Origin of the sequence: Pseudomonas sp. UW4 (genome assembly GCF_000316175.1) — a bacterium.
Taxonomy (GTDB): Bacteria; Pseudomonadota; Gammaproteobacteria; order Pseudomonadales; family Pseudomonadaceae; genus Aquipseudomonas; species Aquipseudomonas laurylsulfatiphila.
On record NC_019670.1, the window covers coordinates 4,418,647 to 4,443,468 of the forward strand.

At 58.7% G+C, this 24,822-nt stretch carries 29 protein-coding genes; 11 read left to right on the forward strand and 18 right to left on the reverse strand.

The window, feature by feature from the left end; all coding sequences use genetic code 11:
* Window positions 1-80 precede the first annotated feature (80 nt).
* From PPUTUW4_RS19410 to PPUTUW4_RS19445, 8 genes are all read left to right on the forward strand, one after another.
* A complete protein-coding gene (locus PPUTUW4_RS19410; protein ID WP_015096205.1) occupies window positions 81-1,361 on the forward strand; it encodes a glycerate kinase in 1,281 nt (426 codons plus the stop codon).
* The gene (pyk, locus tag PPUTUW4_RS19415; RefSeq protein ID WP_015096206.1) at window positions 1,351-2,766 is read left to right on the forward strand and encodes a pyruvate kinase; all 1,416 of its coding nucleotides are present in this window, start codon (window positions 1,351-1,353) and stop codon (window positions 2,764-2,766) included. Before PPUTUW4_RS19410 ends, pyk begins: the two co-directional genes overlap by 11 nt.
* A gap of 146 nt (window positions 2,767-2,912) precedes the next feature.
* Entirely contained in the window at window positions 2,913-3,827 is a 915-nt protein-coding gene (locus PPUTUW4_RS19420; protein WP_015096207.1) for an urea transporter, read from the forward strand.
* Window positions 3,828-3,848: 21 nt separating this feature from the next.
* On the forward strand, window positions 3,849-4,673 hold the full coding sequence (locus PPUTUW4_RS19425) for an ion transporter (RefSeq protein WP_015096208.1): 825 nt from the start codon (window positions 3,849-3,851) through the stop codon (window positions 4,671-4,673).
* A gap of 93 nt (window positions 4,674-4,766) precedes the next feature.
* Window positions 4,767-5,762 carry a sulfate ABC transporter substrate-binding protein gene (locus tag PPUTUW4_RS19430; RefSeq protein WP_015096209.1) on the forward strand — a complete coding sequence of 332 codons (996 nt, stop codon included), beginning with the start codon at window positions 4,767-4,769 and terminating at the stop codon, window positions 5,760-5,762.
* A gap of 245 nt (window positions 5,763-6,007) precedes the next feature.
* Window positions 6,008-7,213, forward strand: coding sequence for an MFS transporter (locus PPUTUW4_RS19435; RefSeq protein WP_015096210.1), 1,206 nt, complete (start codon window positions 6,008-6,010; stop codon window positions 7,211-7,213).
* A gap of 166 nt (window positions 7,214-7,379) precedes the next feature.
* A complete protein-coding gene (locus PPUTUW4_RS19440) occupies window positions 7,380-7,847 on the forward strand; it encodes a helix-turn-helix domain-containing protein (protein ID WP_015096211.1) in 468 nt (155 codons plus the stop codon).
* Entirely contained in the window at window positions 7,844-8,419 is a 576-nt protein-coding gene (locus tag PPUTUW4_RS19445) for a PIN domain-containing protein (RefSeq protein WP_015096212.1), read from the forward strand. Before PPUTUW4_RS19440 ends, PPUTUW4_RS19445 begins: the two co-directional genes overlap by 4 nt.
* Here the strand turns inward: PPUTUW4_RS19445 and PPUTUW4_RS29945 are convergent.
* The 12 genes from PPUTUW4_RS29945 to ccmA form a co-directional block, all read right to left on the reverse strand.
* A complete protein-coding gene (locus PPUTUW4_RS29945; protein ID WP_158467558.1) occupies window positions 8,377-8,526 on the reverse strand; it encodes a hypothetical protein in 150 nt (49 codons plus the stop codon). The two genes, PPUTUW4_RS19445 and PPUTUW4_RS29945, sit on opposite strands and share 43 nt — an antisense overlap.
* Window positions 8,517-9,083 carry a phosphonate metabolism protein/1,5-bisphosphokinase (PRPP-forming) PhnN gene (phnN, locus tag PPUTUW4_RS19450; protein WP_015096213.1) on the reverse strand — a complete coding sequence of 189 codons (567 nt, stop codon included), beginning with the start codon at window positions 9,081-9,083 and terminating at the stop codon, window positions 8,517-8,519. The genes PPUTUW4_RS29945 and phnN overlap by 10 nt, the downstream gene beginning before the upstream one ends.
* 816 nt (window positions 9,084-9,899) lie before the next feature.
* The gene (locus PPUTUW4_RS28345; protein ID WP_015096214.1) at window positions 9,900-10,307 is read right to left on the reverse strand and encodes a hypothetical protein; all 408 of its coding nucleotides are present in this window, start codon (window positions 10,305-10,307) and stop codon (window positions 9,900-9,902) included.
* Window positions 10,308-10,321: 14 nt separating this feature from the next.
* Window positions 10,322-11,524 carry a c-type cytochrome biogenesis protein CcmI gene (gene ccmI, locus PPUTUW4_RS19455; protein ID WP_015096215.1) on the reverse strand — a complete coding sequence of 401 codons (1,203 nt, stop codon included), beginning with the start codon at window positions 11,522-11,524 and terminating at the stop codon, window positions 10,322-10,324.
* Entirely contained in the window at window positions 11,517-11,990 is a 474-nt protein-coding gene (locus tag PPUTUW4_RS19460; RefSeq protein ID WP_015096216.1) for a cytochrome c-type biogenesis protein, read from the reverse strand. The genes ccmI and PPUTUW4_RS19460 overlap by 8 nt, the downstream gene beginning before the upstream one ends.
* A complete protein-coding gene (locus tag PPUTUW4_RS19465; RefSeq protein ID WP_015096217.1) occupies window positions 11,987-12,523 on the reverse strand; it encodes a DsbE family thiol:disulfide interchange protein in 537 nt (178 codons plus the stop codon). Before PPUTUW4_RS19465 ends, PPUTUW4_RS19460 begins: the two co-directional genes overlap by 4 nt.
* Complete coding sequence (locus PPUTUW4_RS19470) at window positions 12,520-14,508, reverse strand: heme lyase CcmF/NrfE family subunit (RefSeq protein ID WP_015096218.1); 1,989 nt, start codon at window positions 14,506-14,508, stop codon at window positions 12,520-12,522. Before PPUTUW4_RS19470 ends, PPUTUW4_RS19465 begins: the two co-directional genes overlap by 4 nt.
* Window positions 14,509-14,511: 3 nt before the next feature.
* A complete protein-coding gene (ccmE, locus tag PPUTUW4_RS19475; RefSeq protein ID WP_007980760.1) occupies window positions 14,512-14,967 on the reverse strand; it encodes a cytochrome c maturation protein CcmE in 456 nt (151 codons plus the stop codon).
* A complete protein-coding gene (ccmD, locus tag PPUTUW4_RS19480) occupies window positions 14,964-15,140 on the reverse strand; it encodes a heme exporter protein CcmD (RefSeq protein ID WP_007980758.1) in 177 nt (58 codons plus the stop codon). The genes ccmE and ccmD overlap by 4 nt, the downstream gene beginning before the upstream one ends.
* Complete coding sequence (locus PPUTUW4_RS19485; protein ID WP_015096219.1) at window positions 15,137-15,892, reverse strand: heme ABC transporter permease; 756 nt, start codon at window positions 15,890-15,892, stop codon at window positions 15,137-15,139. The genes ccmD and PPUTUW4_RS19485 overlap by 4 nt, the downstream gene beginning before the upstream one ends.
* A 73-nt stretch (window positions 15,893-15,965) precedes the next feature.
* Window positions 15,966-16,634: a heme exporter protein CcmB gene (gene ccmB, locus PPUTUW4_RS19490; RefSeq protein WP_007980754.1), complete on the reverse strand. Its 669-nt coding sequence runs from the start codon at window positions 16,632-16,634 to the stop codon at window positions 15,966-15,968.
* Window positions 16,631-17,266, reverse strand: a complete 636-nt coding sequence (gene ccmA / locus PPUTUW4_RS19495; RefSeq protein WP_015096220.1) for a cytochrome c biogenesis heme-transporting ATPase CcmA — start codon at window positions 17,264-17,266, stop codon at window positions 16,631-16,633. Before ccmA ends, ccmB begins: the two co-directional genes overlap by 4 nt.
* Window positions 17,267-17,465: 199 nt before the next feature.
* Between ccmA and PPUTUW4_RS19500 the strand changes: the two genes are divergently transcribed.
* The gene (locus PPUTUW4_RS19500) at window positions 17,466-19,040 is read left to right on the forward strand and encodes a flagellar hook-length control protein FliK (RefSeq protein WP_015096221.1); all 1,575 of its coding nucleotides are present in this window, start codon (window positions 17,466-17,468) and stop codon (window positions 19,038-19,040) included.
* Entirely contained in the window at window positions 19,037-19,366 is a 330-nt protein-coding gene (locus tag PPUTUW4_RS19505) for an EscU/YscU/HrcU family type III secretion system export apparatus switch protein (RefSeq protein WP_015096222.1), read from the forward strand. Before PPUTUW4_RS19500 ends, PPUTUW4_RS19505 begins: the two co-directional genes overlap by 4 nt.
* Window positions 19,367-19,429: 63 nt before the next feature.
* Here PPUTUW4_RS19505 and solA read toward each other — a convergent pair whose 3' ends face one another.
* The 4 genes from solA to PPUTUW4_RS19525 are packed head-to-tail and all read right to left on the reverse strand — an operon-like array spanning window position 19,430 to window position 23,167.
* Window positions 19,430-20,590 (reverse strand): N-methyl-L-tryptophan oxidase, encoded by a 1,161-nt coding sequence (solA, locus tag PPUTUW4_RS19510; protein ID WP_015096223.1) that lies wholly within the window; start codon window positions 20,588-20,590, stop codon window positions 19,430-19,432.
* The gene (locus PPUTUW4_RS19515) at window positions 20,580-21,500 is read right to left on the reverse strand and encodes a RarD protein (protein WP_015096224.1); all 921 of its coding nucleotides are present in this window, start codon (window positions 21,498-21,500) and stop codon (window positions 20,580-20,582) included. Before PPUTUW4_RS19515 ends, solA begins: the two co-directional genes overlap by 11 nt.
* Before the next feature lie 4 nt (window positions 21,501-21,504).
* The gene (locus tag PPUTUW4_RS19520) at window positions 21,505-22,356 is read right to left on the reverse strand and encodes a methyltransferase (protein WP_015096225.1); all 852 of its coding nucleotides are present in this window, start codon (window positions 22,354-22,356) and stop codon (window positions 21,505-21,507) included.
* Window positions 22,346-23,167 carry a pyrroline-5-carboxylate reductase dimerization domain-containing protein gene (locus tag PPUTUW4_RS19525; RefSeq protein WP_015096226.1) on the reverse strand — a complete coding sequence of 274 codons (822 nt, stop codon included), beginning with the start codon at window positions 23,165-23,167 and terminating at the stop codon, window positions 22,346-22,348. The genes PPUTUW4_RS19520 and PPUTUW4_RS19525 overlap by 11 nt, the downstream gene beginning before the upstream one ends.
* A gap of 269 nt (window positions 23,168-23,436) precedes the next feature.
* On the opposite strand from PPUTUW4_RS19525, the gene PPUTUW4_RS19530 reads away from it, so the two are divergent.
* Complete coding sequence (locus tag PPUTUW4_RS19530; RefSeq protein ID WP_049810840.1) at window positions 23,437-23,745, forward strand: EscU/YscU/HrcU family type III secretion system export apparatus switch protein; 309 nt, start codon at window positions 23,437-23,439, stop codon at window positions 23,743-23,745.
* A gap of 188 nt (window positions 23,746-23,933) precedes the next feature.
* Here PPUTUW4_RS19530 and PPUTUW4_RS19535 read toward each other — a convergent pair whose 3' ends face one another.
* Both PPUTUW4_RS19535 and PPUTUW4_RS19540 read right to left on the reverse strand, forming a co-directional pair.
* The gene (locus PPUTUW4_RS19535; RefSeq protein ID WP_015096228.1) at window positions 23,934-24,326 is read right to left on the reverse strand and encodes a DUF2802 domain-containing protein; all 393 of its coding nucleotides are present in this window, start codon (window positions 24,324-24,326) and stop codon (window positions 23,934-23,936) included.
* Window positions 24,327-24,812 carry a chemotaxis protein CheW gene (locus PPUTUW4_RS19540; protein ID WP_007980742.1) on the reverse strand — a complete coding sequence of 162 codons (486 nt, stop codon included), beginning with the start codon at window positions 24,810-24,812 and terminating at the stop codon, window positions 24,327-24,329.
* Window positions 24,813-24,822 lie beyond the last annotated feature (10 nt).

Genomic DNA, 24,822 nt, shown 5'->3' on the forward strand with positions numbered 1-24,822 from the left:
GGCAAGCCCCCTCGCCACAGGGCTCGCTCCCACAGGGATCCGAGTTGCCATTCAAATAACAAGAATTCCGGGAGCCCGCCATGTCGGTCGATCCGCAACAATTGCTGCGCGAGCTGTTTGCCACAGCCATCGACGCGGCGCATCCGCAACAAGTCCTCGAAGCCCATCTGCCTGCCGACCGCAGCGGTCGCGTCATTGTCATCGGCGCCGGCAAAGCCGCAGCCGCCATGGCCCAGGTGGTCGAGCGCTGCTGGCAGGGTGAAGTGTCAGGCCTGGTGGTGACCCGTTACGGCCACGGCGCACCTTGCGAAAAAATCGAAGTGGTCGAAGCCGCGCACCCGGTACCGGACGCCGCCGGCCTGGCCGTGGCCACGCGTGTGCTGGAACTGGTCAGCGACCTCAACGAATCCGACCGCGTGATCTTCCTGCTCTCCGGCGGCGGCTCTGCCCTGCTGGCACTGCCGGCCGAAGGCATCACCCTGGCGGACAAGCAGTCGATCAACAAAGCCCTGCTCAAGTCCGGCGCGACCATCGGCGAGATGAACTGCGTGCGCAAGCATCTCTCGGCGATCAAGGGCGGCCGCCTGGGCAAAGCCTGCTGGCCGGCCACTGTCTACACCTATGCGATTTCCGATGTACCGGGCGACCTCGCCACGGTCATCGCTTCCGGCCCTACCGTGGCCGACCCGAGCACCTCGGCCGAAGCCCTGGCGATCCTCAAGCGTTATGCCATCGAGGTTCCGGCGTCGGTGCGCACCTGGCTGCAAAGCCCCGAATCGGAAACCGTCAAACCCGGCGACCCGAGCCTGGCGCGCAGTCACTTCCAATTGATCGCCCGTCCGCAGCAATCCCTGGAAGCGGCGGCAGTGAAATGCCGTCAGGCCGGGTTCAGCCCGCTGATCCTCGGCGACCTCGAAGGCGAATCCCGCGAAGTAGCGAAGGTCCACGCTGGCATCGCGCGACAGATCGTCCTGCACGGTCAGCCGCTGGCGGCGCCCTGCGTGATTCTCTCGGGCGGCGAAACCACCGTCACCGTGCGCGGCAATGGCCGCGGCGGGCGCAACGCCGAGTTCCTGCTGAGCCTGACCGACAGCCTCAAAGGCCTGCCCGGCGTCTACGCACTGGCCGGTGACACCGACGGCATCGACGGCTCGGAAGACAACGCCGGCGCAATCATGACCCCGGACAGCTACGCCCGCGCCGCCGCAAAGGGCCTGAGCGCCAGCGACGAGTTGGACAACAACAATGGCTACGGCTACTTCGAGGCACTCGACGCCCTGATCGTCACCGAGCCGACCCGAACCAACGTCAACGACTTCCGCGCCATTCTGATCCTTGAGAGCACTAAACATGACGCCTGACAAAAAGGTCAAAATCCTCGCTACGCTCGGCCCTGCCATCGATGGCATCGACGCCATCCGTGAGCTGGTGCTGGCCGGGGTCAACATCTTCCGCCTGAACTTCAGCCATGGCGATCACGCCGACCACGCCCAGCGTTTTCAGTGGATTCGTGAAGTCGAGCGCCAACTGAATTATCCATTGGGCATTCTGATGGACTTGCAAGGCCCGAAACTGCGGGTCGGCAAGTTCGCCGAAGGCAAAGTGCAACTGGTACGCGGCCAGGCCTTGCGCCTGGACCTTGACGCCACGCCGGGCGATGAGCGCCGGGTCAACCTGCCCCACCCGGAAATCATCGCCGCGCTGGAGCCGGGCATGGACCTGCTGCTGGACGACGGCAAATTGCGCCTGCGGGTCGTGACCAAATACGCCGACGCCATCGACACCACCGTGCTCAATGGCGGCGAACTGTCGGACCGCAAAGGCGTGAACGTGCCGCAAGCGGTGCTCGACCTGAGCCCGCTGACCGCCAAGGATCGCCGCGACTTGACCTTCGGTCTGGAGCTGGGCGTGGACTGGGTGGCGCTGTCGTTCGTGCAGCGTCCCGACGACATCCGCGAAGCCCGCAGCCTGATCGGCGACAAGGCCTTCCTGATGGCCAAGATCGAGAAGCCCTCGGCTGTCGAACAACTGCGCGAGATCGCCGAATTGAGTGATGCGATCATGGTCGCCCGCGGTGACCTGGGCGTGGAAGTGCCGGCCGAAAGCGTGCCGCAGATTCAAAAGAACATCATCAGTACCTGCCGCCAGCTCGGTAAGCCGGTGGTGGTGGCCACGCAGATGCTGGAGTCGATGCGCTTCTCGCCGGCGCCCACCCGCGCCGAAGTCACAGACGTCGCCAACGCCGTGGCCGAAGGGGCGGACGCGGTGATGCTGTCGGCGGAAACCGCGTCCGGCGAATACCCGCTCGAAGCCGTGCAGATGATGAGCAAGATCATCCGCCAGGTGGAAAACGGTCCGGACTACCAGACTCAACTCGACGTCAGCCGACCGAAAGCCGAGGCCACTGTTTCCGACGCGATCAGCTGCGCCATTCGCCGTATCAGCAACGTGCTGCCGGTGGCGGTGCTGGTCAATTACAGCGAATCCGGTGCGTCGAGCCTGCGTGCGGCGCGGGAACGGCCGACCGTGCCGATCCTCAACCTGACGCCGAACCTGCAGACCGCCCGTCGCCTGAGCGTGGCGTGGGGTGTGCACTCGGTGGTCAACGATCGCCTGCGCCAGGTCGATGAAGTCTGCTCCACAGCGCTGGAGATCGCCCAGGCCCAAGGCATGGCGCAGCGTGGCGACACCTTATTGATCACCGCCGGTGTGCCCTTTGGGCAGCCGGGATCGACTAACTCTCTGCGTATCGAGACATTGATCTAGCGCCCATACCGGCCTCATCGCGAGCAAGCTCGCTCCCACAGTTGATTTGTGTACGGCACAAATACAATGACTGAGCAAAGACTCAATGTGGGAGCGAGCTTGCTCGCGATGCAGGCAACTCGGTTTCACTGACTTTCAGACCTGCCATGCCTGCCAATCACTTCAACACCCACTGCCCCGACTGGGCCGAAGCCTTGCTCAACGGCTTCAGCCAGATCTTTCTCCAGCGTAATCCGCTGTGCGGCCTGCTGTGTCTGTTGGCCATTCTGTTCACTGCGCCCGCCTTGCTGGGCGGTGCCTTGCTCGGCGGTGTCGCCGGGTTGTTCACCGCACAACGTCGCAACTACGCCAAGGCTGACCGTCAGGCCGGGTTGTTCAGCTACAACGGCGTTCTGCTCGGTCTGTTGCTGAGCCTGTACTTCCCCTGGTCGGCGATGATGCCGCCGCTGATTCTGGCCGCCGGCGGCCTGAGCGCGATTCTCACCCAGCAGTGGCTAAAGCGCGTCCGGTTCAGCCAATACCTCCCCGCCTACACCACGCCGTTCGTGGTGCTGAGCTGGGTGCTGCTGTGCTTCGCCACTCCCTCGACAGAGGCGCATTTGATCGAGGTCAGCACCCTGAACATGCTCGCCGCCCCTTTCAAAGGCATCGGCCAGGTGATGCTCCTCGGTCATCCGCTGGCCGGTGCGATGATTGCCGCCGGTTTGCTCATCGCTGATCGCCGCGCTTTCTGCTGGGCGTTGTTGGCGTCTGTCGCGGGCATGGGCTGGAGCCTGCTGCAGCACGACTTCTACACCGCACTGCTCGGCCTCGGTGGCTACAACGCCGTACTCGCCGCCCTCGCCTTCAGCTCGCAGCGTCGCCAACCGTGGCTGCCGCTGGTTGGCATCGGCCTGGCGCTGATGCTGACGCCGGTGTTTGCCGCCATTGGTCTGCCCACGCTGACCGCGCCGTTCATTCTTGCCTGCTGGCTGATCCGCACGATTGTGCAGATGCTCGGCAAAGCCACAGTCGAAAGCGCGCCTTGCGCTACCGGGGAGAATCAACCTAGGCTGCGCTGATCATCGAGTCAGGCGTTATCCATGGACAGCAACAAACACTGGCGTGAAGACCTTTACGTCATGATTTTCCAGACCGACACCCAGGCGGGTCGGCGCTTCGACGGCATCCTGCTGTTGATCATCCTCGCCAGCCTGGTGATCGTGATGCTCGACAGCATCGACAGCATTCACCGCAACTACGCCGATGTGCTCGCCTACATCGAGTGGGGCTTCACGGTGATCTTTCTCGGCGAATACATCCTGCGCCTGTACTGCTCGCCCAAACCGCTGCGCTACGCCTTCAGTTTTTACGGACTGGTGGACCTGCTGGCCATCGTGCCCGGCATCCTCGCGCTGTATTACGCCGATGCGCAGTATCTGCTGATTATCCGGATCATCCGCATGCTGCGGATTTTCCGCGTGCTCAAGCTCAGCCCTTATCTCAAGCAAGCCAACTACCTGATGTCGGCGCTGCGCGGCAGCAAGCAGAAAATCGTGGTGTTCCTGGTCAGCGTCTGCACGCTGGTGACGGTATTCGGCACGCTGATGTATGTGATCGAAGGCCCGGAACATGGCTTCACCAGCATTCCCAAAGGCATCTATTGGGCTATCGTGACGCTGACCACCGTGGGCTTCGGCGACATCGTGCCGAAGACGCCGCTGGGCCAGGTTGTTTCGTCGCTGGTGATGATCACCGGTTACTCGATCATCGCCGTGCCAACCGGGATTTTCACCGCTGAACTGGCCAACGCCATGCGCGGCGATCAACTTCAACACGACTGCCCGGTGTGCAAGAAAAACAGCCACGAACAGGGTGCTGCATTCTGCTCCCGTTGTGGCAACGCACTATTCAAAAATCTGGAATAAGCAAAGAGATTTTTAATCTTTAAAGATCTATGCGAGCACGGTTATAGTCGCTGGCAAAATGCCCCATCTTTTAAATAGAACAAGGATTGCGCAGTGAAAAAACTCTTTAGCGCCTCTCTTCTAGCCGCTGGCCTGGCACTGACAAGCGTAACTCAGGCCGCACCGACACTGCTCAACGTCTCGTATGACGTGATGCGCGATTTCTACAAGGACTACAACACTGCGTTCCAGAAACACTGGCAAGCCGAGCACAACGAAAACATCACCCTGCAGATGTCCTTCGGCGGCTCCAGTAAACAGGCGCGCTCGGTGATCGACGGCCTGCCGGCGGATGTCATCACCATGAACATGGCCACCGACATCAATGCCCTGGCGGACAACGGCAAACTGGTTCCGGACAACTGGGTCACGCGCCTGCCGAACAACAGCGCGCCGTTCACCTCGGCCACCGTGTTCATCGTGCGCAAGGGCAACCCGAAAGCCCTGAAAGACTGGCCGGACCTGCTCAAGGATGGCGTGCAAGTCATCGTGCCGAACCCGAAGACTTCAGGGAACGGTCGCTACACCTACCTCTCGGCCTGGGGTTATGTGCTGAAAAACGGCGGTGACGAGAACAAGGCCAAAGACTTCGTCGGCAAGCTGTTCAAGCAAGCGCCGGTACTCGATACCGGTGGCCGCGCCGCCACCACCACCTTCATGACCAACCAGATCGGCGACGTGCTGGTGACCTTCGAGAACGAAGCGGAAATGATCGCCCGCGAGTTCGGCCGTGATCAGTTCGAAGTCATCTACCCAAGCGTTTCCGCCGAAGCCGAGCCACCGGTGTCGGTGGTCGACAAAACCGTCGACAAGAAAGGCACCCGCGCCGCCGCCGAGGAATACCTGAAGTACCTGTGGTCGCCGCAAGGCCAGGAGATCGCTGCCGCCAATTACCTGCGTCCGCGTGACCCGGACGTGCTGGCCAAGTACACCGACCGTTTCCCGAAAGTGGACTTCCTGTCCGTCGAGAAGACCTTCGGTGACTGGCGTACCGTGCAGAAGACCCACTTCAACGATGGCGGGATTTTCGACCAGATTTATGCGCAATAAACACCTGTAGGAGCGAGCTTGCTCGCGATGGACGTCAACGATAATGCGTTTTTTCTGAATAAACGCGTTGACCGTGACTCCATCGCGAGCAGGCTCGCTCCTACAGGCAAGGCCATTCGGCGGACGACACACGCGTCCGCCAGTCATTCCGCAATGGAATGATAGCTATCACTCCAATCCCGCTTCCGCCGTTTCAGTCAGCCCGTTAGCCTGCGCGCATTCCTTTCCGTACAGCGAGACCCGTTATGAACCCAGCGACCCAGGCGCCCCGCGGCACCGCGACAATGACCCGAGGCATGGTGCTGCTGTTCGCCTTCTGCTGCGGCGCCATTGTCGCCAACATCTACTACGCCCAGCCGGTCATCGGCCTGATCGCCCCGGACATCGGCCTGAGCAACACCATGGCCAGCCTGATCGTTTCCCTGACCCAGATCGGCTATGCACTGGGGCTGTTTTTCCTGGTGCCGCTGGGGGATCTGCTGGAGAATCGCCGGTTGATGATCATCACCACCCTGGTGGCGATTGCCAGCCTGCTGGGTGCGGCGTTCACCGATCAGCCGAACGTGTTCTTGCTGATTTCGCTGTTGGTGGGGTTCAGCTCGGTTTCGGTGCAGATCCTGATTCCACTGGCCGCACACCTGGCGCCGGAGGAAACCCGTGGCCGTGTGGTGGGCGGGATCATGGGCGGTTTGCTGCTCGGCATTTTGCTGGCCCGGCCGGTGTCCAGCGTGGTGGCCGACCACTTCGGCTGGCGCGCGATGTTTGTAATTGCCGCCGTGTTGATGGCGGCCATCAGCATCGTGCTGGCCGTGACCATTCCCAAGCGTGAGCCTGATCACAGCGCCTCCTATGGCCAGTTACTGGGCTCGCTGTGGACGCTGCTGCGCAAGCAACCGGTGCTGCGTCAGCGGGCGTTTTACCAGGGCTGCATGTTTGCCACTTTCAGCCTGTTCTGGACCGCCGTACCGCTGGAGTTGGCGCGCAATCACGGTTTGTCGCAAAGCGAAATCGCGATTTTCGCCCTGGTCGGGGCCATCGGCGCCATTGCCGCCCCGATCGCCGGACGCCTGGCCGATGCCGGGCACACCCGCATCGCGTCGTTGCTGGCCCTGCTGTTCGCCAGCCTGAGTTTTATGCCGGCGTTCATCCATCCGGCCTACAGCGTCATCGGCCTGGCCGTGACCGGTGTGGTGCTGGACTTCTGCGTGCAGATGAACATGGTCCTCGGCCAGCGTGCGGTGTACGCCCTCGACGGCAAAAGCCGCAGCCGCCTGAATGCGCTGTACATGACCAGCATCTTCATCGGCGGCGCCTTCGGTTCTTCGGTGGCCAGCGCGGTGTACGAACAGGGCAGCTGGTTGTGGATCGTGATCGTCGGCAGTGCTTTTCCGCTGCTGGCGTTGTTGCGGTTCTTGAGTGTTTCGTCGAAGGCATCGTTGGCGACAGCTTAAAACCTTAATCCTCGCCGAACCTGGATCTGTAGGCGCGGTTCCCCACCGGGAGAATGTGCAGGGGGTGTTGAAGAACAAGGTTTGAAAGCAGACGTTTCGTTTATTGCGATTTTCGATTAATTCGAATAGCCTGCTGAAATCGATTATTCAGAAATTGGAAGCCGTCATGTCGACCGTCATCCATCCGCCAATCAATTTGCCCGCGAAACACGAAATACAGGCCGCAATCGAGGGGCAACGCACCCTGGCTGCCTATCTCGCCACCCAGTTCGAAACTCAGCATATCCAGATATTCGATGAGCAGAACGAAGCGCATAACATCGAACTGCCCACCTCGGCGCTCCGTTTGCTAGTCGATATTCTGGCGGAACTCGCAGCCGGTAACGCTGTGAAAGTAGTCCCGATTCACGCTGAACTGACTACGCAAGAAGCGGCAGACCTGCTCAATGTCTCACGTCCACACCTGATCAAACTGCTCGAATCCGGCGAACTGTCCTACCACAAAACCGGCAAGCACCGACGTGTGCGTTTTGCCGATTTGATGAACTATAAAAACCGGCGCGACACCGCCAGCGAGCAGGCAATGATGCTTCTCGCCGAGCAGGCACAGGCGTTAAGGACAGGATACGAGTGAGGCACTCTTCATTTACCGCTGTATATGACGCTTGCGTGCTTTACCCCGCGCCCTTGAGAGACTTTCTGATGTGGCTAGCGCTCTCCGGGCTTTTCAGGGCGAAATGGTCAGTGGCAATACACGATGAATGGAAACGCAATCTGCTGAAAAACCGCCCGGATCTCAACGCCACGCAATTGAATCGCACCTGCGAGCTAATGGATCTGGCGATTCCCGACGCCTGCGTGTCGGGGTACGAAGCCTTGATACAGGGACTGACGCTGCCCGATGCGAATGACCGACATGTCCTGGCGGCTGCCATTCGTTGCAACGCCAGCGTCATTGTCACCTTCAACCAGAAAGACTTCCCCCGCACCGCGCTGCAACCTTATGGCATCGAGGCCCAGCACCCCGACGAATTCGTCAATGACCTTTTCGACCTGGATCCGGCAGCAGTGGTCGCCGCGGCACAACGACAGCGCAAGCAACTGAAGGCCCCACCGATGAACAGTGACACTTATCTCGATCTATTGTTACGTCAAGGCCTGGTTCAGTCGGTCAAGGCATTGAACAGTTTCCGGGCAATGCTTTGAAAATCACCACGATGCTCTATCAACCACGCATCCAGGGTGTGCCCGACACGGGTCAACACCAGCGGCTTCGGCTGCAACTCGACGATGCACTGCAACGTCAGGCACATGGGGATTGCTCGTCAATACAGGCCAGCAAGTGTTCGACAGTGGACTCCAGCGGCCCGGAGTTGTCGAGCAGGAGCACGGCCGGGTCGTCGGCCAGCAGCCGCTCGCTGAATCGCGCATTGCGCGCCAGGCGCTGATCGATCTCGATCAACGATTCTCGTCCGCGCGCCAGCAAGCGATGGCGCAGTACCGTTTGATCCACAGTCAACAACAGCACCAACACGTCTGGATAGCGCAGGCGCGTGCTCTGCAAATGCCCCCGAGAGCCATTGACCAGCACGTCCTGGCCGGCGGCCAGCCAATCGTCGATTTCCCGCGGGATGCCATAGGACAACCCATTGGCGTGCCAGCTCAGGGCAAACGCGCCCTGAGCTTCCATATCCGCAAACTGCTGCGCACTGACACCCAGCGCCGCCTCGCCCACGGCTTCGGCCGAGCGGGTAATGACCCGCCTCACGATACGACAGCCGCGTTCGGCCAACCGCGTTCGCGCGGCATCCAGCAGGCTGTCCTTGCCCGAACCTGAAGGCCCGATGAGATAGATCAACCTGCCCGCCATCAAAACACCCTCTTCATTTGTCGCCATGCTTGCTGGACCACCGGCAAACCATCCTGACTGCGCTTGCACCCGATCAGCCCGCTGGCCCGGCGAATGATCCATCACCTGCACCCGTTGCACCAGCAGGTTTTCCACCCGATCACGGTATAGGCCCAGGGTGTTCGACCAGTGCCGGTTAAAAACTGTTACCTATGTGCTTGAACTGTTTTGTTACCTATGTGGGTGAGTCATACCCTGCGATCTTTTGAATTTGATTTTTGACAATGTCGAAGGGGCGGAAGATCAAGATCAAAAGATCGCAGCCTTCGGCAGCTCCTACAGGGGGAGTGCGTTTAGCCGAACGGTGTACACAAACGCTCTTCACCACTCAACAGGCCGAGCGTTAGCTCGCCTGCCGCTCTTGATCTTGATCCACCCGCCCCCTCGGCAGGCTGAGCGCAGGTGTTCATCCGGGGATGGGCGCGCAGCGCCGTTCGACGCAGTCGAACTCATTGCATGTAGGTCGAAGCGAAGCCGACCGGAGGGCAATGCCCCCGGATGGACACCGGAGCGAAGGAACCCCGAGCCTCAGCGAGGGGCCGTACGTAAGGGGCGAGACCTTTGGTTACTTTGGGGCGTTTGCCAAAGTGACCCGCTGTAAGAGCGGAACCGTAAGTCGCCGTTACCGAAGAAACGGATATGTACACAGTCAACAAAGACAGGTCGGCTGTCAGGCCGCCTTCGCGAGCAAGCCCGCTCCCACAGGGGTTCAGCACTAGCCCAACGATCACATTTCAGCAGGCACAAAAAAGGCGACCCGAAAGTCGCCTTAGTGCCTCACTGCCCGAATTGCCGCCCAAGCCCACCCGGAACACCGTGAATGTCAGTTTCCTCCCACGGCCCTTTCGGACTGATCGACCGGCTCCAGCCGTTATCCCAGCGGTAATAGGTACGCTGGCGATAAAAGGTATTGGGCTGATCATCAAGCACATAAACCCCAAGCTTCGGATCCCAATGACTATTGCCCCCCGGTGGTGGCGCAAAGCTGGCGGACGTGCGCGGCAGCGGCTTGGAGGGTTTTACCGGAACAGACGGCTTGCTCGGTACCGGCGACGTCGATGGCGTGGGGCTGGGCTGCGACGGCGGAATCGGCGGCGGAGCCGTTTGCTCCGGTGGTCGCTGGACCGCACAAGCGCTTAACCCCAAAACGACGCTGAGCAGGGCAATACGAGCGATGGCGGTCATGGTAGCGTTTCCTGTTATTTGTCCGGGCTGTCGATGGTCAGTGTTTGCGGCGCGGTGGTGCTGCTGGCCAAAGGCTGGCTGCGACCGATCCACTCGCCGGCGGTCGGTTTGCCGGCACGGGAAATACGCGCAACCAGTTGGACTTCAGGGAAGTTCGACAGTTTCAATTGCGGCATCATCGCGTCGGCATCGCTCAGCTCGACGGTCACCGGCAGGTCGGCCACGGTCATGCGCTTGACCGCCAGCGGGGCCGGCGGACCGGAGACCGCACGGGCGAAGATGAACACGCTGTCGCCAGGCTGGACCTTGGTTTTGAGCTCCGCAGCCAGATCGACGCTGACCTTTAGCAACGCCGTGGACTTGGTCGCCGATGCTTGCGCAACCTTGCCACCACTGGCCACCAGTTTCTCCGTGGCCCGGGTGATCCCGCCTTGCAGCGCCACACGGGATGGGTCATCCGGCGGCAACTGCGCCAACAGGCGATTCCAGTAATCGATGGCGTCCTGATAACGCTCGCCTTCAAACGCGGCAATGCCGAGCAGGCCGAGGCTGGTGACTTCTTTCGGATCGGCCTTGAGCGCTTCGTCGGTCAGGGCCTGGACCTTGTCCGACCACTTCTTGCCATCGGCGAAGTACTGGGCCTGGGCCCATTGACCGAGCAGCTCGGGCTGACGACCGGCCAGGTTCACCGTGCGCTCGAACATCTTCGCCGCGTCCGCCGGGCGATCCTGCGCCATGTAGGTACGACCGAGGAAGTACATGCCTTCGGCGGAATCCGGTTGAGCGGCGACCACACGCTCCAGGCGTTGGGTCATTTCTTCCATCGACTTGGGTGCCTGGGAGAATTCGCGGGTCAGTTCGACCTTGTCGCTGGCACCGTAATGCATGTAAAGCCCCAGGCCCAGCACCGGCACCAGAACGGCCGCCAGCAACGGCAGGGGTTTGCCCAGTCGCGACACCCGCGGCGCTTCGACGCCTTCGGTATCGGCCAGCAACTCACGGGCGGCTTCGGCGCGACCGGCGTCCATTTGCGCCGCATCGAGCACGCCCTCTTCCTGCTGAGTCTGCAACTCAGCCACGCGCTCCTGATAAAGCGCGACGTTCAAGGCGGTACGATCCTCTTCACGCTGGGCACGACGGCTGCGCAAAACCGGGATCAACAGAAAACTCAGGGCAACCAGAAGCAGCAGACCTGCAGCGAGCCAGAAATCAATCATTCTTGGTTTTATCCAACAGGTGGTCGAGGCGCGAGCGCTCCTCGGCAGACAGCGAGCCCGGGGTGCCAGCGCGTTGCACGCGACGACGGCGGACGATCACCGCGATGATCACGACACCACCCAGCAACAGGCCGGCGGGGCCGAACCAGAGCAAGGCAGTCTTGGCGTTCAACGCAGGTTTGTAGCGGACGAAGTCACCGTAGCGGTCGACCATGAAGTCGATGATCTGCTGGTTGTCCTTGCCTTCGCCGAGCATGCGGAAAATCTCTTTGCGCAGGTCGGCGGCAATCGGCGCGTTGGAATCGGCAATGTCCTGGTTCTGGCACTTGGGGCAACGCAGCTCCTTGGTCAGCTCGCGGAAACGCTCGCGGTCACCTTCCTTGGCAAACTCATAGGTGTCGATGGCCCCGTGGGCTACGCCCGCCAGACTCAAGCCCAGGACAGCGGCAGCAATCCAGCGCTTCATGGCTTGGCCTCGTCGACCAGCGCCTGGTACTTGCCCGCCAGTTTTTCGCGCCAGACCTGCTCGTCGATCACGCCGACGAACTTGTCACGGATGATGCCCTTGGCGTCGATGAAGAAGGTTTCCGGCGCGCCGTACACACCGAGGTTCAGGCCCAGCGAGCCTTCGTCGTCACGGATGTCCAGCACATACGGGTTGTGGAAGTCCGTCAGCCACTTCAAGGCATCGGCGTTGACGTCCTTGTAGTTGATGCCGTAGATCACCACGCCCTGCTGGGCCAGCTTGTTCAGCACCGGGTGCTCGACCCGGCAGGAAATGCACCAGGTGCCCCAGACGTTGACCAGCGCCGGCTTGCCCAGAATGTCGGCGCGGGTCAGGGTCTTGTCGCCCTGCACCGCCGGCAGGGAAAACTCCGGGAACGGCTTGCCGATCATGGCCGAAGGCAACTCGGCCGGATCCAGGTACAACCCACGGTAGAGAAATACGGCAACCACCAGAAAAATCGCCAGTGGCAACAACATCAACCAACGCTTCATGCAGTGGCTCCCGACATGCCCAGTGCTTCACGCACGCGGCTTTTTACCTTGACCCGATAACGCCGATCCAGCGCCGCCAGCAAACCACCTGCACCTGTCAGCAAACCACCGAACCAGATCCAGCGCACGAAGGGTTTGACGTGCACGCGCACAGCCCAGGCGCCGTTACCCAGCGGTTCACCGAGGGCGACATAGAGGTCGCGGGTGAAACCGGCGTCGATGCCGGCTTCGGTCATCACCGAGTTCTGCACGGTGTACAGGCGTTTTTCCGGGTGCAGCACGCTGATTTCCTTGCCGTTGCGGATCACCCGGACGGTGCCCTTGTCGGACGTGAAGTTCGGGCCTTCGAAGTGCTTGGCGCCTTCGAAGATGAAGTGATAACCGGCCAGGTCCATGGACTCGCCCGGCGCCAGGCGCAGGTCGCGCTCGGCACTGTTCTGGCTCGACAGCACGACACCCAGCGCACACACGGCAATACCAAGGTGTGCGATCTGCATGCCCCAGTAGCTGCGGGTCAGGGTGGGCAGGCCTTTGATCAGGCCTTTGTGGCGGGTCTTGTCGACAATGTCACGCGCACCGGCCAACAGCACCCAAGCGGCAAGCATGAAGGTCGCGAGCACTGCCCAGTTGAAGTCCCCGTACGCGACGCCAGCCACCACGGCCATGGCCGCACTGCCGAGCAATACCGGCGTCAGCATGCTCAGCAGCCATTTCACCGGGGTGTCTTTCCAGCGCACGATCACGCCGACCGCCATCACCACCATCAACAACGCCATCAACGGAATGAACAGCGCGTTGAAGTACGGCGGGCCAACCGACAGCTTGGCGCCAGTCATGGCATCGAGAATCAGTGGGTACAAGGTGCCCAGCAGAATCATCGAGGCGGCCACCACCAGCACCAGGTTGTTGCCCAGCAGCAGGGTTTCCCGGGACCAGAGGTTGAAGCCGACCTGGCTCTTGACCACCGGCGCGCGCAGGGCGAACAGCGTCAATGAACCGCCAACCACGAACAGCAGGAAAATCAGGATGAACACGCCGCGTTCCGGATCGGAGGCAAAGGCGTGAACCGACGTCAGCACCCCGGAGCGCACAAGGAAAGTGCCCAGCAGGCTCAACGAGAACGCAGCGATGGCCAGCAACACGGTCCAGCTCTTGAACACGCCACGTTTTTCCGTGACCGCCAGCGAGTGAATCAGCGCGGTACCCACCAGCCATGGCATGAAGGAAGCGTTTTCCACCGGGTCCCAGAACCACCAGCCGCCCCAGCCAAGTTCGTAGTACGCCCACCACGAACCGAGGGTGATGCCGATGCCGAGGAACGCCCAGGCCACGATGGTCCACGGACGCGACCAGCGCGCCCACGCGGCATCCAGGCGACCGCCCATCAGCGCGGCGATGGCGAAGGCGAAGGCCACCGAGAACCCGACGTAGCCCATGTACAGCATTGGCGGGTGCACGATCAGGCCGATGTCTTGCAGCAAGGGGTTGAGGTCGGCACCGTCGCTGGGCATTTGCGGCAGGATGCGTTTGAACGGGTTGGAGGTCATGATCAGGAACATCAGGAAACCGGTGCTGATCATGCCCATCACCGCCAGCACACGGGCCAGCATGACCTGTGGCAACTGCCGGGAGAACACCGACACCGCGAAGGTCCAGCCACCGAGAATCAAGGCCCACAACAGCAAGGAACCCTCGTGGGCACCCCACACCGCACTGAACTTGTAGTACCACGGCAAGGCGCTGTTGGAGTTGTTGGCCACATAGGCCACGGAGAAGTCATCGACCATGAAGGCGTAGGTCAGGCAACCGAAGGCAAACAGCAGAAAGCTGAACTGCCCCCAGGCGGCCGGCTGGGCCAGGCTCATCCACAGGCGGTCACCGCGCCAGGCACCGAACAGCGGCACCACGGCCTGGGCCAGGGCGAAGCACAGGGCCAGGATCATCGCCAGATGGCCAAGCTCGGGAATAAAGATGCCGGATGTCATGGATCAACCCTCCTTCGCGGGCGTTGGAGCCGATTGACCGCTGTCCTTCAACGCCTTGGTCACTTCCGGCGGCATGTACTTCTCGTCGTGCTTGGCCAGCACTTCATCGGCCACCACCACGCCATCGGCATTGAGCTTGCCCAGGGCGACGATGCCCTGCCCTTCGCGGAACAGGTCCGGAAGGATGCCGCGATAGGTGATGGTCACGGATTTGTTGAAGTCGGTGACGACGAACTTCACGTCCAGCGAGTCGCCAGAACGCTGCAAGGAACCGGCCTCGACCATGCCACCGGCACGGATGCGCGTGTCATGGGGGGCTTCGCCGTTGGCGATCTGGGTCGGTGTGTAAAACAGGTTGATGTTCTGCTGCAGGGCGCTCAGGGCCAGGCCGACGGCAGCGCCGACCCCGACCAGGATCGCGAGAATGATGATAAGACGCTTTTTGCGCAGCGGATTCACTTGCCGTTCTCCCGGCGCAGACGACGCGCCTCTTGTTGCAGATACCGCTTGCGGGCCAGGATCGGCGCCGCCACGTTGAGGGCCAATACCGCCAGGCAGATGCCATAGGCTGACCAGACATACAGGCCATGATGACCCATGGCGATGAAGTCGCCGAATGAAGCAAAACTCATCGAGCGACCTCCAGGCTGTTTTCCACTTCGGCCTTGACCCAACTGGCCCGGGCTTCGCGCTTGAGCACTTCAAGACGCATGCGCAGCAACAGCACCGCGCCGAAGAAACAGTAGAAACCCAGCGCCGTCAGCAGCAATGGCAGCCACATCTCGGCAGGCATTGCCGGTTTTTCGGTGAGGGTGAAGGTCGCGCCCTGGTGCAGGGTGTTCCACCACTCCACCGAGTACTTGATGATCGGGATGTTGATCACGCCGACAATCGCCAGCACCGCACAGGCCTTGGCCGCGCTGTCACGATTGCTGATCGCGTTGCCCAGCGCAATGAGACCGAAGTACAGGAACAGCAGGATAAGCATGGACGTCAGGCGTGCATCCCAGACCCACCACGAGCCCCAGGTCGGTTTGCCCCAGATCGCCCCGGTGACCAGCGCCACGGCAGTCATCCACGCACCGATGGGCGCCGCGCACTGCAGGGCGACGTCGGCCAGTTTCATCTTCCACACCAGCCCGACGATGCCGCACACCGCCAGCATCACATAGATGGACTGCGCCAGCATGGCGGCCGGAACGTGGATATAGATGATGCGGAAGCTGTTGCCCTGCTGATAGTCCGGCGGCGCGAAGACCAGCCCCCAGACCACGCCAACGCTGATCAGCAGCAACGCCGCGACGCTCAGCCAGGGCAGCATTTTGCCGCTGATGCCGTAAAACCATTTGGGCGAGCCGAGCTTGTGAAACCACGTCCAGTTCATACTGTTTCCATCACGGTTGCTCTTTACTGTGAAGAGCCAGGGCCTTTACTGGTCATTTTTTAACCAGACCTCATTATTCGCCGACGCTGATCTTCAGGCCAGCGGCTATTGCAAAAGGTGTCAGGGTTATCGCCAGGGCGGTCAGGCTACCAAGCCACAGGAGATAACCGGTCGCCGGCATCCCCTGCAAGGCTGCCTGCAAGGCGCCACTGCCAAGGATCAACACCGGGATGTACAACGGCAGAATCAGTAGGGCCAGCAACAGGCCACCGCGCTTCAAGCCGACCGTCAGCGCCGCACCCACTGCACCGAGCAGGCTCAGTACCGGTGTACCGAGCAGCAACGAAAGCAGCAACACCGGCAGACAGGCGGCAGGCAAACCGAGCATCAGCGCCAGCAAGGGGGCCAGCAAAACCAGTGCCAGGCCGGAAAAAGCCCAGTGTGCCAGCACTTTGGCCAAAACCAGAAGAGCCAGGGGGTGCGGCGAAAGGACCCACTGTTCAAGGGATCCGTCTTCGAAATCACTGCGGAAAAGCCCGTCCAGCGAGAGCAGGACCGATAAAAGTGCTGCCACCCAGACCAAGCCCGGAGACAAGGTTTGCAACAATTGAGACTCGGGTCCGACCGCCAGCGGGAACAGCGAAACGACAATGGCAAAGAACACCAGCGGATTGGCCAGCTCCGCCGGACGACGGAACAGCAGACGCGCCTCGCGGGCGACCAACAGGCCGAACACACTCATACGGCCCAGCTCCCCAGATCGATATCGCGATAACCGGCCGGCATCCGGCTCAGCGTGTGGTGAGTGGTCAACACCACCATGCCGCCGCGTTCGCAGTGGCCGGCCAGGTGCTCTTCGAGTTGCGCCACGCCCTGCTTGTCGAGGGCGGTAAAGGGTTCATCGAGGATCCACAACGCCGGGCTATCCAGATACAGACGCGCCAGCGCGACGCGGCGCTGTTGACCGGCAGACAGGGTGTGACAAGGCACATCCTCGAATCCGCGCAGCCCGACCGCAGCCAGCGCCTGCCAGATCGCTTCATGGGTCGCCGGATGATGCAAGGCACACAGCCAGCTCAGATTCTCTTCCGGTGTCAGCAAATCCTTGATCCCGGCCGCGTGGCCGATCCACAACAGGTTGCGCGCCAGTTCGCCGCGTTGCTCGTTCAGCGGCTGGCCGTTGAGCAGCACCTGACCGGCGGTTGGCTGCATCAGCCCCGAGAGCAGGCGCAACAGGCTGGTCTTGCCACTGCCGTTGGGGCCACTGATTTGCACCATTTCGCCACTGGCCAGTCTCAAATCGAGATTTTCGAAGAGCAGCCGAAGGTCTCGCTCACAAGCAAGGGCTACGGTTTGCAGGACAGGACTGGTCAAGGGTTCACGGGCCTTATACGGTTCAAGTCGGCACTGGCGCGGCCGTTAAAGAGATGCAGCATAGATGCAATGACGTCTTGTTCTAGAGAGCTGCGTCAAACAATTGCAAAGTTTTCGCCATTTTTGGATACAACGGCGCGGCATTATACATGCCAGGCCCTACTCTAAAGAGTGCATTTTCCTCAGGTTGTGACCGCGTATGACAGGCGAAATGAACATCCTCCCGCTACCGCAGCCTCTCCCGGCGACCTCACGCCCGCAGGTGCTCAGCGGTGAGCTGCTCAAGTTGCTGACGCCGGTGGAGGGGTTGATCAGCGTCGGTCAAACCGCTCAGGCCGAAGTGTTGTCGCTCAAGCAGGCGGATCAGACTTTCCAGATGCTGCTCAAGGTCACCCTCGACAGCGGCCGCCAGACCACGGTCCAGACCACCAGCAATCAACCGCTGGCCCTGGGCACCACGCTGGTCGTCAGCCAGCCCTCGGCCGGCAACCTGGCCGTGACGGTGCAACAGGCCATCGCCTCCAGCGTCGCCACCCTCACCCGCCTCGACACCGCGCAACTGCCCGTTGGCACCCTGCTGCAGGGCAAGGTGCTGACCTCGCAAGTGCTGCCGCAAGTGCCCGGCCAGCCCCTGGTGTTTCGCTCGATGGTGAGCCTGCTCAATACCGCGCTGAGCGGCAGCACCCTGAGCATCGACAGTCCGCAGCCCTTGCGCATCGGCACCTTGTTGAGCGCGCAGGTGCAAGACAGCCAGACATTGAAATTCGTGCCCCTGAGCAGCCGCCAGGAACAACTGGCAGTCACCCGGCAACTGGTCGACCAGCAAAGCCGCCAGGGCTCGCTGGATGGCTTGCTCCAGCGCCTGCAGAACCTTGCGCCCTCGGACCAGACCTCCGCCGAACTGCGCAGCGCCGCTGCCCGGTTGCTCGCCAACCTGCCGGATGTCCAGCAACTGAGCACCCCCAAGGGCCTGGCCCTAGCCCTGGCCAGCAGTGGTGCGTTCCTCGAAAGCAAACTGCTGAACGGGCAAAACCCGACACTCACGCCGGACATGAAAGGCGACCTGCTCAAGCTGGTTGCGCAGTTGAGCCAGGGCTTGCCGGCCAACACCAGCCTTGGCGCGATCATCGCCGCCAACACCCTGGCCCAGGCCATGCCGAATTTTGTCCGCAATGCCCTGGGCATGCTCGGCCAGGTCAGCGCAAAACCGTCGCCGAGCGGTTTCCCGCTGCCCGACCGCCTGCTGCAAAGCGTCGTGGGTGAAAATGACCTCGAACACCTGCTTCGCCTGGCCGCCGCTGCGGTTTCACGCCTGCAAAGCCATCAGCTGGCGAGCCTGGAACAAACCGGCGTCACCGCCGACGGACGGCTGATGAGCACCTGGCAGCTGGAAATCCCGATGCGCAACATGCAGGACATCGTGCCCTTGCAGGTCAAGTTCCAGCGCGAGGACGCCCCCGAGAAAGAACAGCCAAAGGAGCGTCGCGAAGAACGCGAACCCAGGCAACAGCTGTGGCGAGTCGAACTGGCCTTCGCCATGGAGCCTTTGGGCCCCCTGCAAATCCAGGCGCAACTGATCAAGGGCAGCCTCTCCAGCCAGCTCTGGGCCGAACGGCCGTACACCGCCAGCCTGATCGAAAGCAATCTGGCCGGGCTGCGTGATCGCCTGCTGGCCGCCGGCCTGAACGTCGGCGACCTGGACTGCCACCTCGGCACACCGCCCCAAGGCCCACAAACCCGCCTCGAACAACGCTGGGTCGACGAAACCGCATGAAAAACCCCAACGCCCCACGCCAGGCCATCGCCCTCAAATACGACGGCACCCACGCCCCCACCCTCACCGCCAAGGGCGACGAAGAACTGGCGGAAGAAATCCTGCGGATAGCCCGCGACTGCCAAGTGCCGATCTACGAAAATGCCGAGTTGGTGAGGCTGCTGGCGCGCATGGAGCTTGGGGACAGCATTCCACAGGAGCTGTATCTGACGATTGCCGAGATCATTGCGTTTGCGTGGAGTTTGAAGGGGAAGTTTCCGGCGGGACAGGACCCGGATGCGCTGATGGTGGAGAAGGATGTGACGGATCGTGGGGACGACTATTGATCAACACTGAGAGACACTCAACAACGGAGATCAGCACATACCCCTCGTAACTATTGAACACCATTACTTATTATTAACAGAAAACCTGCTTGCGTAAAATATCGACACTTCCTCTGAAAGAAAACCATTTAAAGCAGCTCTCGCAAGCACATCCCCCAAACCCGTGGCGAATTTAAATCCATGCCCGGAGCATGCAGAAACGTAAAATACGCCTGACAAATCCACTGACTCGCCGATTATAAAAGACTCATCCTGACTCATCGTATATATGCACTTTTTAGATGCAAATGGAATCGAATTCAATCCAGGAAATATCTGCTCGACACAGGCAGATATCTGCTCAACATCACTATCCTTTACCGGCTGGGCGTGCGTGCTAGCATCAAATCGGAGCTGTTGATAATTATGAAACCCAATTTTTACTCCTGGCTCTTCCGTGCCGATTTCCGGTGTACCATAAAGCAGGCGCCCGTCTGGCAATTGATACAAAAAAGCGGGGAATCCCTTTAAAAAATCCAAATCCCCCTTGGATTTTGGTTTAAACCAGTAAACGGGTACGCTTTTAGGTTGTAGCAATCCCGAGAGATCGCTAATCAGGGTATTACCTAAAGCAGCGCCTATCGACAAGATAACTCGTTCAGTGTGGACAAGCTCCCCTCCACCGAACTGCACCGCCAACCCCTGCGAGGTTTTAATAATACTCGCCACTGAAGTTCCAAATCGGACTTCAGCACCGTTCCTGACAGCCAAATTAAGCATATGTAACTTTGAATCATCCGCTGCAATAGTGTATGCACCGTCTTCATAAACCGCTTCCATACCCTCAAGAATGTGAAACGCGGGGAAAAACTCAGCAGTCCGCTCCGCAGAAAACAACGCATGATTGATATTACCCTGCTGAGCGGTGGCTGCACTTTTTGGCACAACACCTGAAGTAACCGGCCCAATAAACAGCCCTCCAGTATGAAAAATCAGATGCCTACTACAAGTTCTGTCAAGCTCACGCCACAATTTATCTGATTGGGAAAGCAATGGCAGGTAAGACTGACCTTCCCAATAAGCACGCCTAAAAATACGGGAAGCGCCATGCGATGATGCCGACAGGTTTACAGGTGCCCCTGAATCGACGCCAAGCACCTCGCGCTCAGAGCACGAAAGCCTCCAAAGCGAAGCACTTCCAACAACACCCAGGCCAACTACGACGACTTTGTATTTACACTTCATCTTGACCTCCGCCATTACAAAAACACAGCTTTTTAAGAATTGGCTCGAACACAACTACTAACAGCCCAATTATTACGGCTAAAAGAGCCATTACAGTTACTGGAGAAGCAGTTTGCCTGTAAATCATCGTTGCCACAAAAAACTGCGTGAGTGGCAATACAAACTGCGACAACCCCATAGACATCACAGAAAGTCTTTTAGCTGAAAACGAAAACAGCGCCAACGGAACAATTGATACGACCCCACAACTAAAAACAAGAAGCGTGCGCCACAAACCAAAATCATCGGGAATCGCCATACCGAGATCTGAAAAAACAAAAATCAAAGTGCACAAAAAAGAAAGCACAAGTGACTCCAACAACAAACCACTAAAAACATTCAAAGATGTCATTTTTTTCAGACACGAATAAAAACCCCAAGCGAGACCGATACCTAGATAAACTCTCACATCAAGATCGCTACTCAAGACGAAAAGACTCATCACACTAATCAGCATAACCAACACGGCCACAGCTTTAAACACAGTGACTGGCTCTTTATAAACAATAACACCAACCGCGATACTCAAAATAGGTGCCACCAAATAACCGAGACTACTTTCAAGTACTCGACCGTGTACAGATGCCCAAATGAACGCCCCCCAGTTGATCGCTATCAGTATGGCTGCGACGGCATGTAACACTAGTAGCCTAATGTTAAGTTGAGCAAAAAGTGGTCTTAGCTCCCGACCAGCGTACACGACAAGAAACACCGTCAGCAAAGACAAATAAACCCTATAGCTGAGCAACGCCACTGCACTCAAAGACCCGATATACTTCCAAAAAACTGAAGACAATCCCAATAGAACGTTCGCCAATATCCCACTGAGCGCGCCGATAAAAAAATGTTGACCTCTATTTGAAGGCACCATCCCTCTACCTTCTCCACAAAGTTATTTCAACTATTTCATACGACCATATTATTTTGCCACCCTCCTGCATGCTGCAATAGGCTTCGCCCTTCCTTGTCCAACTCATTACTTCATCAACCAAAAGATTTCGTATCCGCGCCCATTCTTCTGTATAGAAAAGCAATGGAAAGTCATGTCGTTCCAAAAGCCTACAATCGATCACATATTTTTCTGCATGCAACTCTTGAAGCCTGCTCATTACCTGCCGAATACCGACTAATGAATTCAGCCCTATTATGACCTTGCCACCATCGCTCAAATGATCTGGCAATTCCTCAAAAAACCTCTCCAATGTTCTATCGCCATAAAACATCGAATCAATCGGAAGCCCTTCTCCACAGCCTGACTTTTTGAGAGCTTTCAGAAAGGAAGCAGAAGGAGTTCTCCAGCCTGGCGCATTAAACAAGACAACATCGTATTTTTCTGAACCGCTTGAAAGTCCTTGAAAAAGATCACCAAATGCAAAATCGATAGTATTTGCCCCAAAATTATACAACTCGTTCCTCCGTGCTACAAAAACTGCTTCCTTGGAAATATCAGTCGCGGTTATGGACTTAACACCCATTCCTTTCAACAAAAAAGAATGCACGCCACTCCCAGTCCCAAGATCCAAAAATCTGGAACCAATGCATTCTTTATTCAAATAGCGCATCAACAGCGAGCCAAACGCCAATCCGGCAAGACTGACTTTAAAAACTCCAGGCTCATCAATCAGCTTAAAGCTGAGACCCATTCCAAAATAAACACTATATAAACTCCCCTCCATGCTTGGGGTACTGGCTCGAGCAAACTTAAACGGCAGTTGTTCACTTTTCATAACCCCTCCCTTGAAAAGCACTGTTTCCCAACTCTACCGACCGCTCAGCAGCAGCTGTCAAAGCCAGTGCAACAGTCCTATTCAAGTCATTCCGCTCGAAAATCTGGATAGCACGCTCAGTTGTACCGCCAGCCGTTTGCACCTCTTCACATAGTTGCATCGACGTTTTGCCAGTCGACCTCATCAACAATGCAGTTCCATATAACAACTGCATACAAACTTGCCAAGCGACCTCGGAGTCAAATCCCTCATTCTCCGCATACTGCTGTAATGCGTTAGCAAAATAAGCGACCAGTGCGGGGCCGCCCCCCGCGAGTGCAGTGCCCGAATCAATCAGGCATTCATCATCAACTTTTATATAGTCCCCAATCGCCCCAAAAACCATCTGCGCAGCTGCAATCACATCAGTGCCAGCATTTTTTTGAGCGTAGTAAATAGTAATTCCTTCCCGCACTTCTGATGGCGTGTTTGGAATCGAACGGATGACTCGTGAATGTCCTAAAGTCCTGCAAAGCGATTTAGTCGTAATACCGGCCATTACGGATATGACCGGACCTTCGTGAGAAAGCAGTACCTGATTATCCTGAATTGCAATCTGAAACCGCTGCGGCGGGACTGCTAAAACAACAATATCATTGCAATCAAAGCCTTCAATCCGTTCACTCACCTCGAACCCACAGGCTGTGAGATATGCAGCTCGACTTGCGTTGGTTTCAACCGCCCTTAGATGGCCAGCCCCATACCTGCCTCTTAACCCGAACAATATTGCGCCACCCATATGACCAGCGCCCAGAATATAAATTTTTTTCATCCGACTCTTTCCTTTATCGATTCCTTTTGAACACCTCTCGCAAACAATACTTAAATAATTATGTTTCCACCTGTCAACGCACAAACTACAAGCCCACTACCGCCAAACACAAACAAGTCGTTAAAACACAGATTCATCTGTAGGAACGGTCATACTTTATCCTGTAGGACTTAGTTGACCGCAACGGTCTATTCAGGACTTCTTAAAGTAGGACCTGGTTTTCCTATAAAGGAAATTTTTTGAATCATTCTGCAACACTCAAGCGACGTATTTCATCCATCATTCAAATAATCATCTGGCAAATCGCCCCCACCCTCACCGCCAAGGGCGACGAAGAACTGGCGGAAAAAATTCTGCGGATCGCCCGCGACTGCCAAGTGCCGATCTACGAAAATGCCGAGTTGGTGAGGCTGCTGGCGCGCATGGAGCTTGGGGACAGCATTCCACAGGAGCTGTATCTGACGATTGCCGAGATCATTGCGTTTGCGTGGAGTTTGAAGGGGAAGTTTCCGGCGGGGATGGGGCCGGATGCGCTGATGGTGGAGAAGGACATCACCGAGCGCGGGGATGATTATTGAAGTTTCGAGGACGCCATCGCGGGCAAGCCCGCTCCCACAGGAGGCAGAGGTGGCTCCGGATTTTGTGAACGACTCCGAACCTTTGTAGGAGCGAGCCTGCTCGCGATGGACTCAAGTGCGACGCGTTCATTCAGAATGCCCGCGTTATCGTTGACGTCCATCGCGAGCAGGCTCGCTCCTACAGCTAACTAGTTCTTGTGAAGCTTGCTCATCAACTCCGCCTCGGCCTGGGTCAAGCCGCAGGACTGGGTCAGTTCGTCGACGCTGGCGCCCATTCCGACCAATCGTGCTGCCTGGGCAAACGACAGGCTGGTCGGATCGCGCTGTTCCAGCTGCGCCAGTTTGTCCGGCAGCGGCGCAACGATCGCCCGCAGTTCATGCAGGTCTTCGCCCATGCGCACGTTGCCGTTCTGGTAGTTGTCAACGCGTTTGCCCAGGTCCTTGATGCGCTGGTCGCGCTGCGCATCGCCCAGGGCCTGTTGTGCGGCGATCTGCTTCTGGGCGCGAATGTACGCCAGGAACATTGCCAGCGTGCCTGCCCAGAACAGGAACAGGACAATGACCGCAACCTCGAGAATCAATCAGATACTCTCCAGTTCCGACCATTCTTCTTCGCTCATCATCTTGTCCAGTTCGACCAGGATGAGCAATTCGTTGTTCTTGTTGCACACGCCTTGAATGAACTTGGCGGACTCTTCGTTACCCACGTTCGGCGCGGTTTCGATTTCCGACTGACGCAGGTAAACCACTTCGGCCACGCTGTCGACCATGATCCCGACAACCTGCTTGTCGGCTTCGATGATGACGATACGGGTGTTGTCGCTGATCTCGGCATTCATCAGGCCGAAGCGCTGACGGGTGTCGATCACGGTGACGACGTTGCCGCGCAGGTTGATGATGCCCAGCACGTAGCTCGGGGCACCCGGGACCGGGGCGATTTCGGTGTAGCGCAGGACTTCCTGGACGCGCATCACGTTGATGCCGTAGGTCTCGTTGTCCAGCTTGAAGGTGACCCATTGCAGGATCGGATCTTCGGAACCCTTTGCCGCCGTTGCCTTGTCATTCATACCCTGCCCC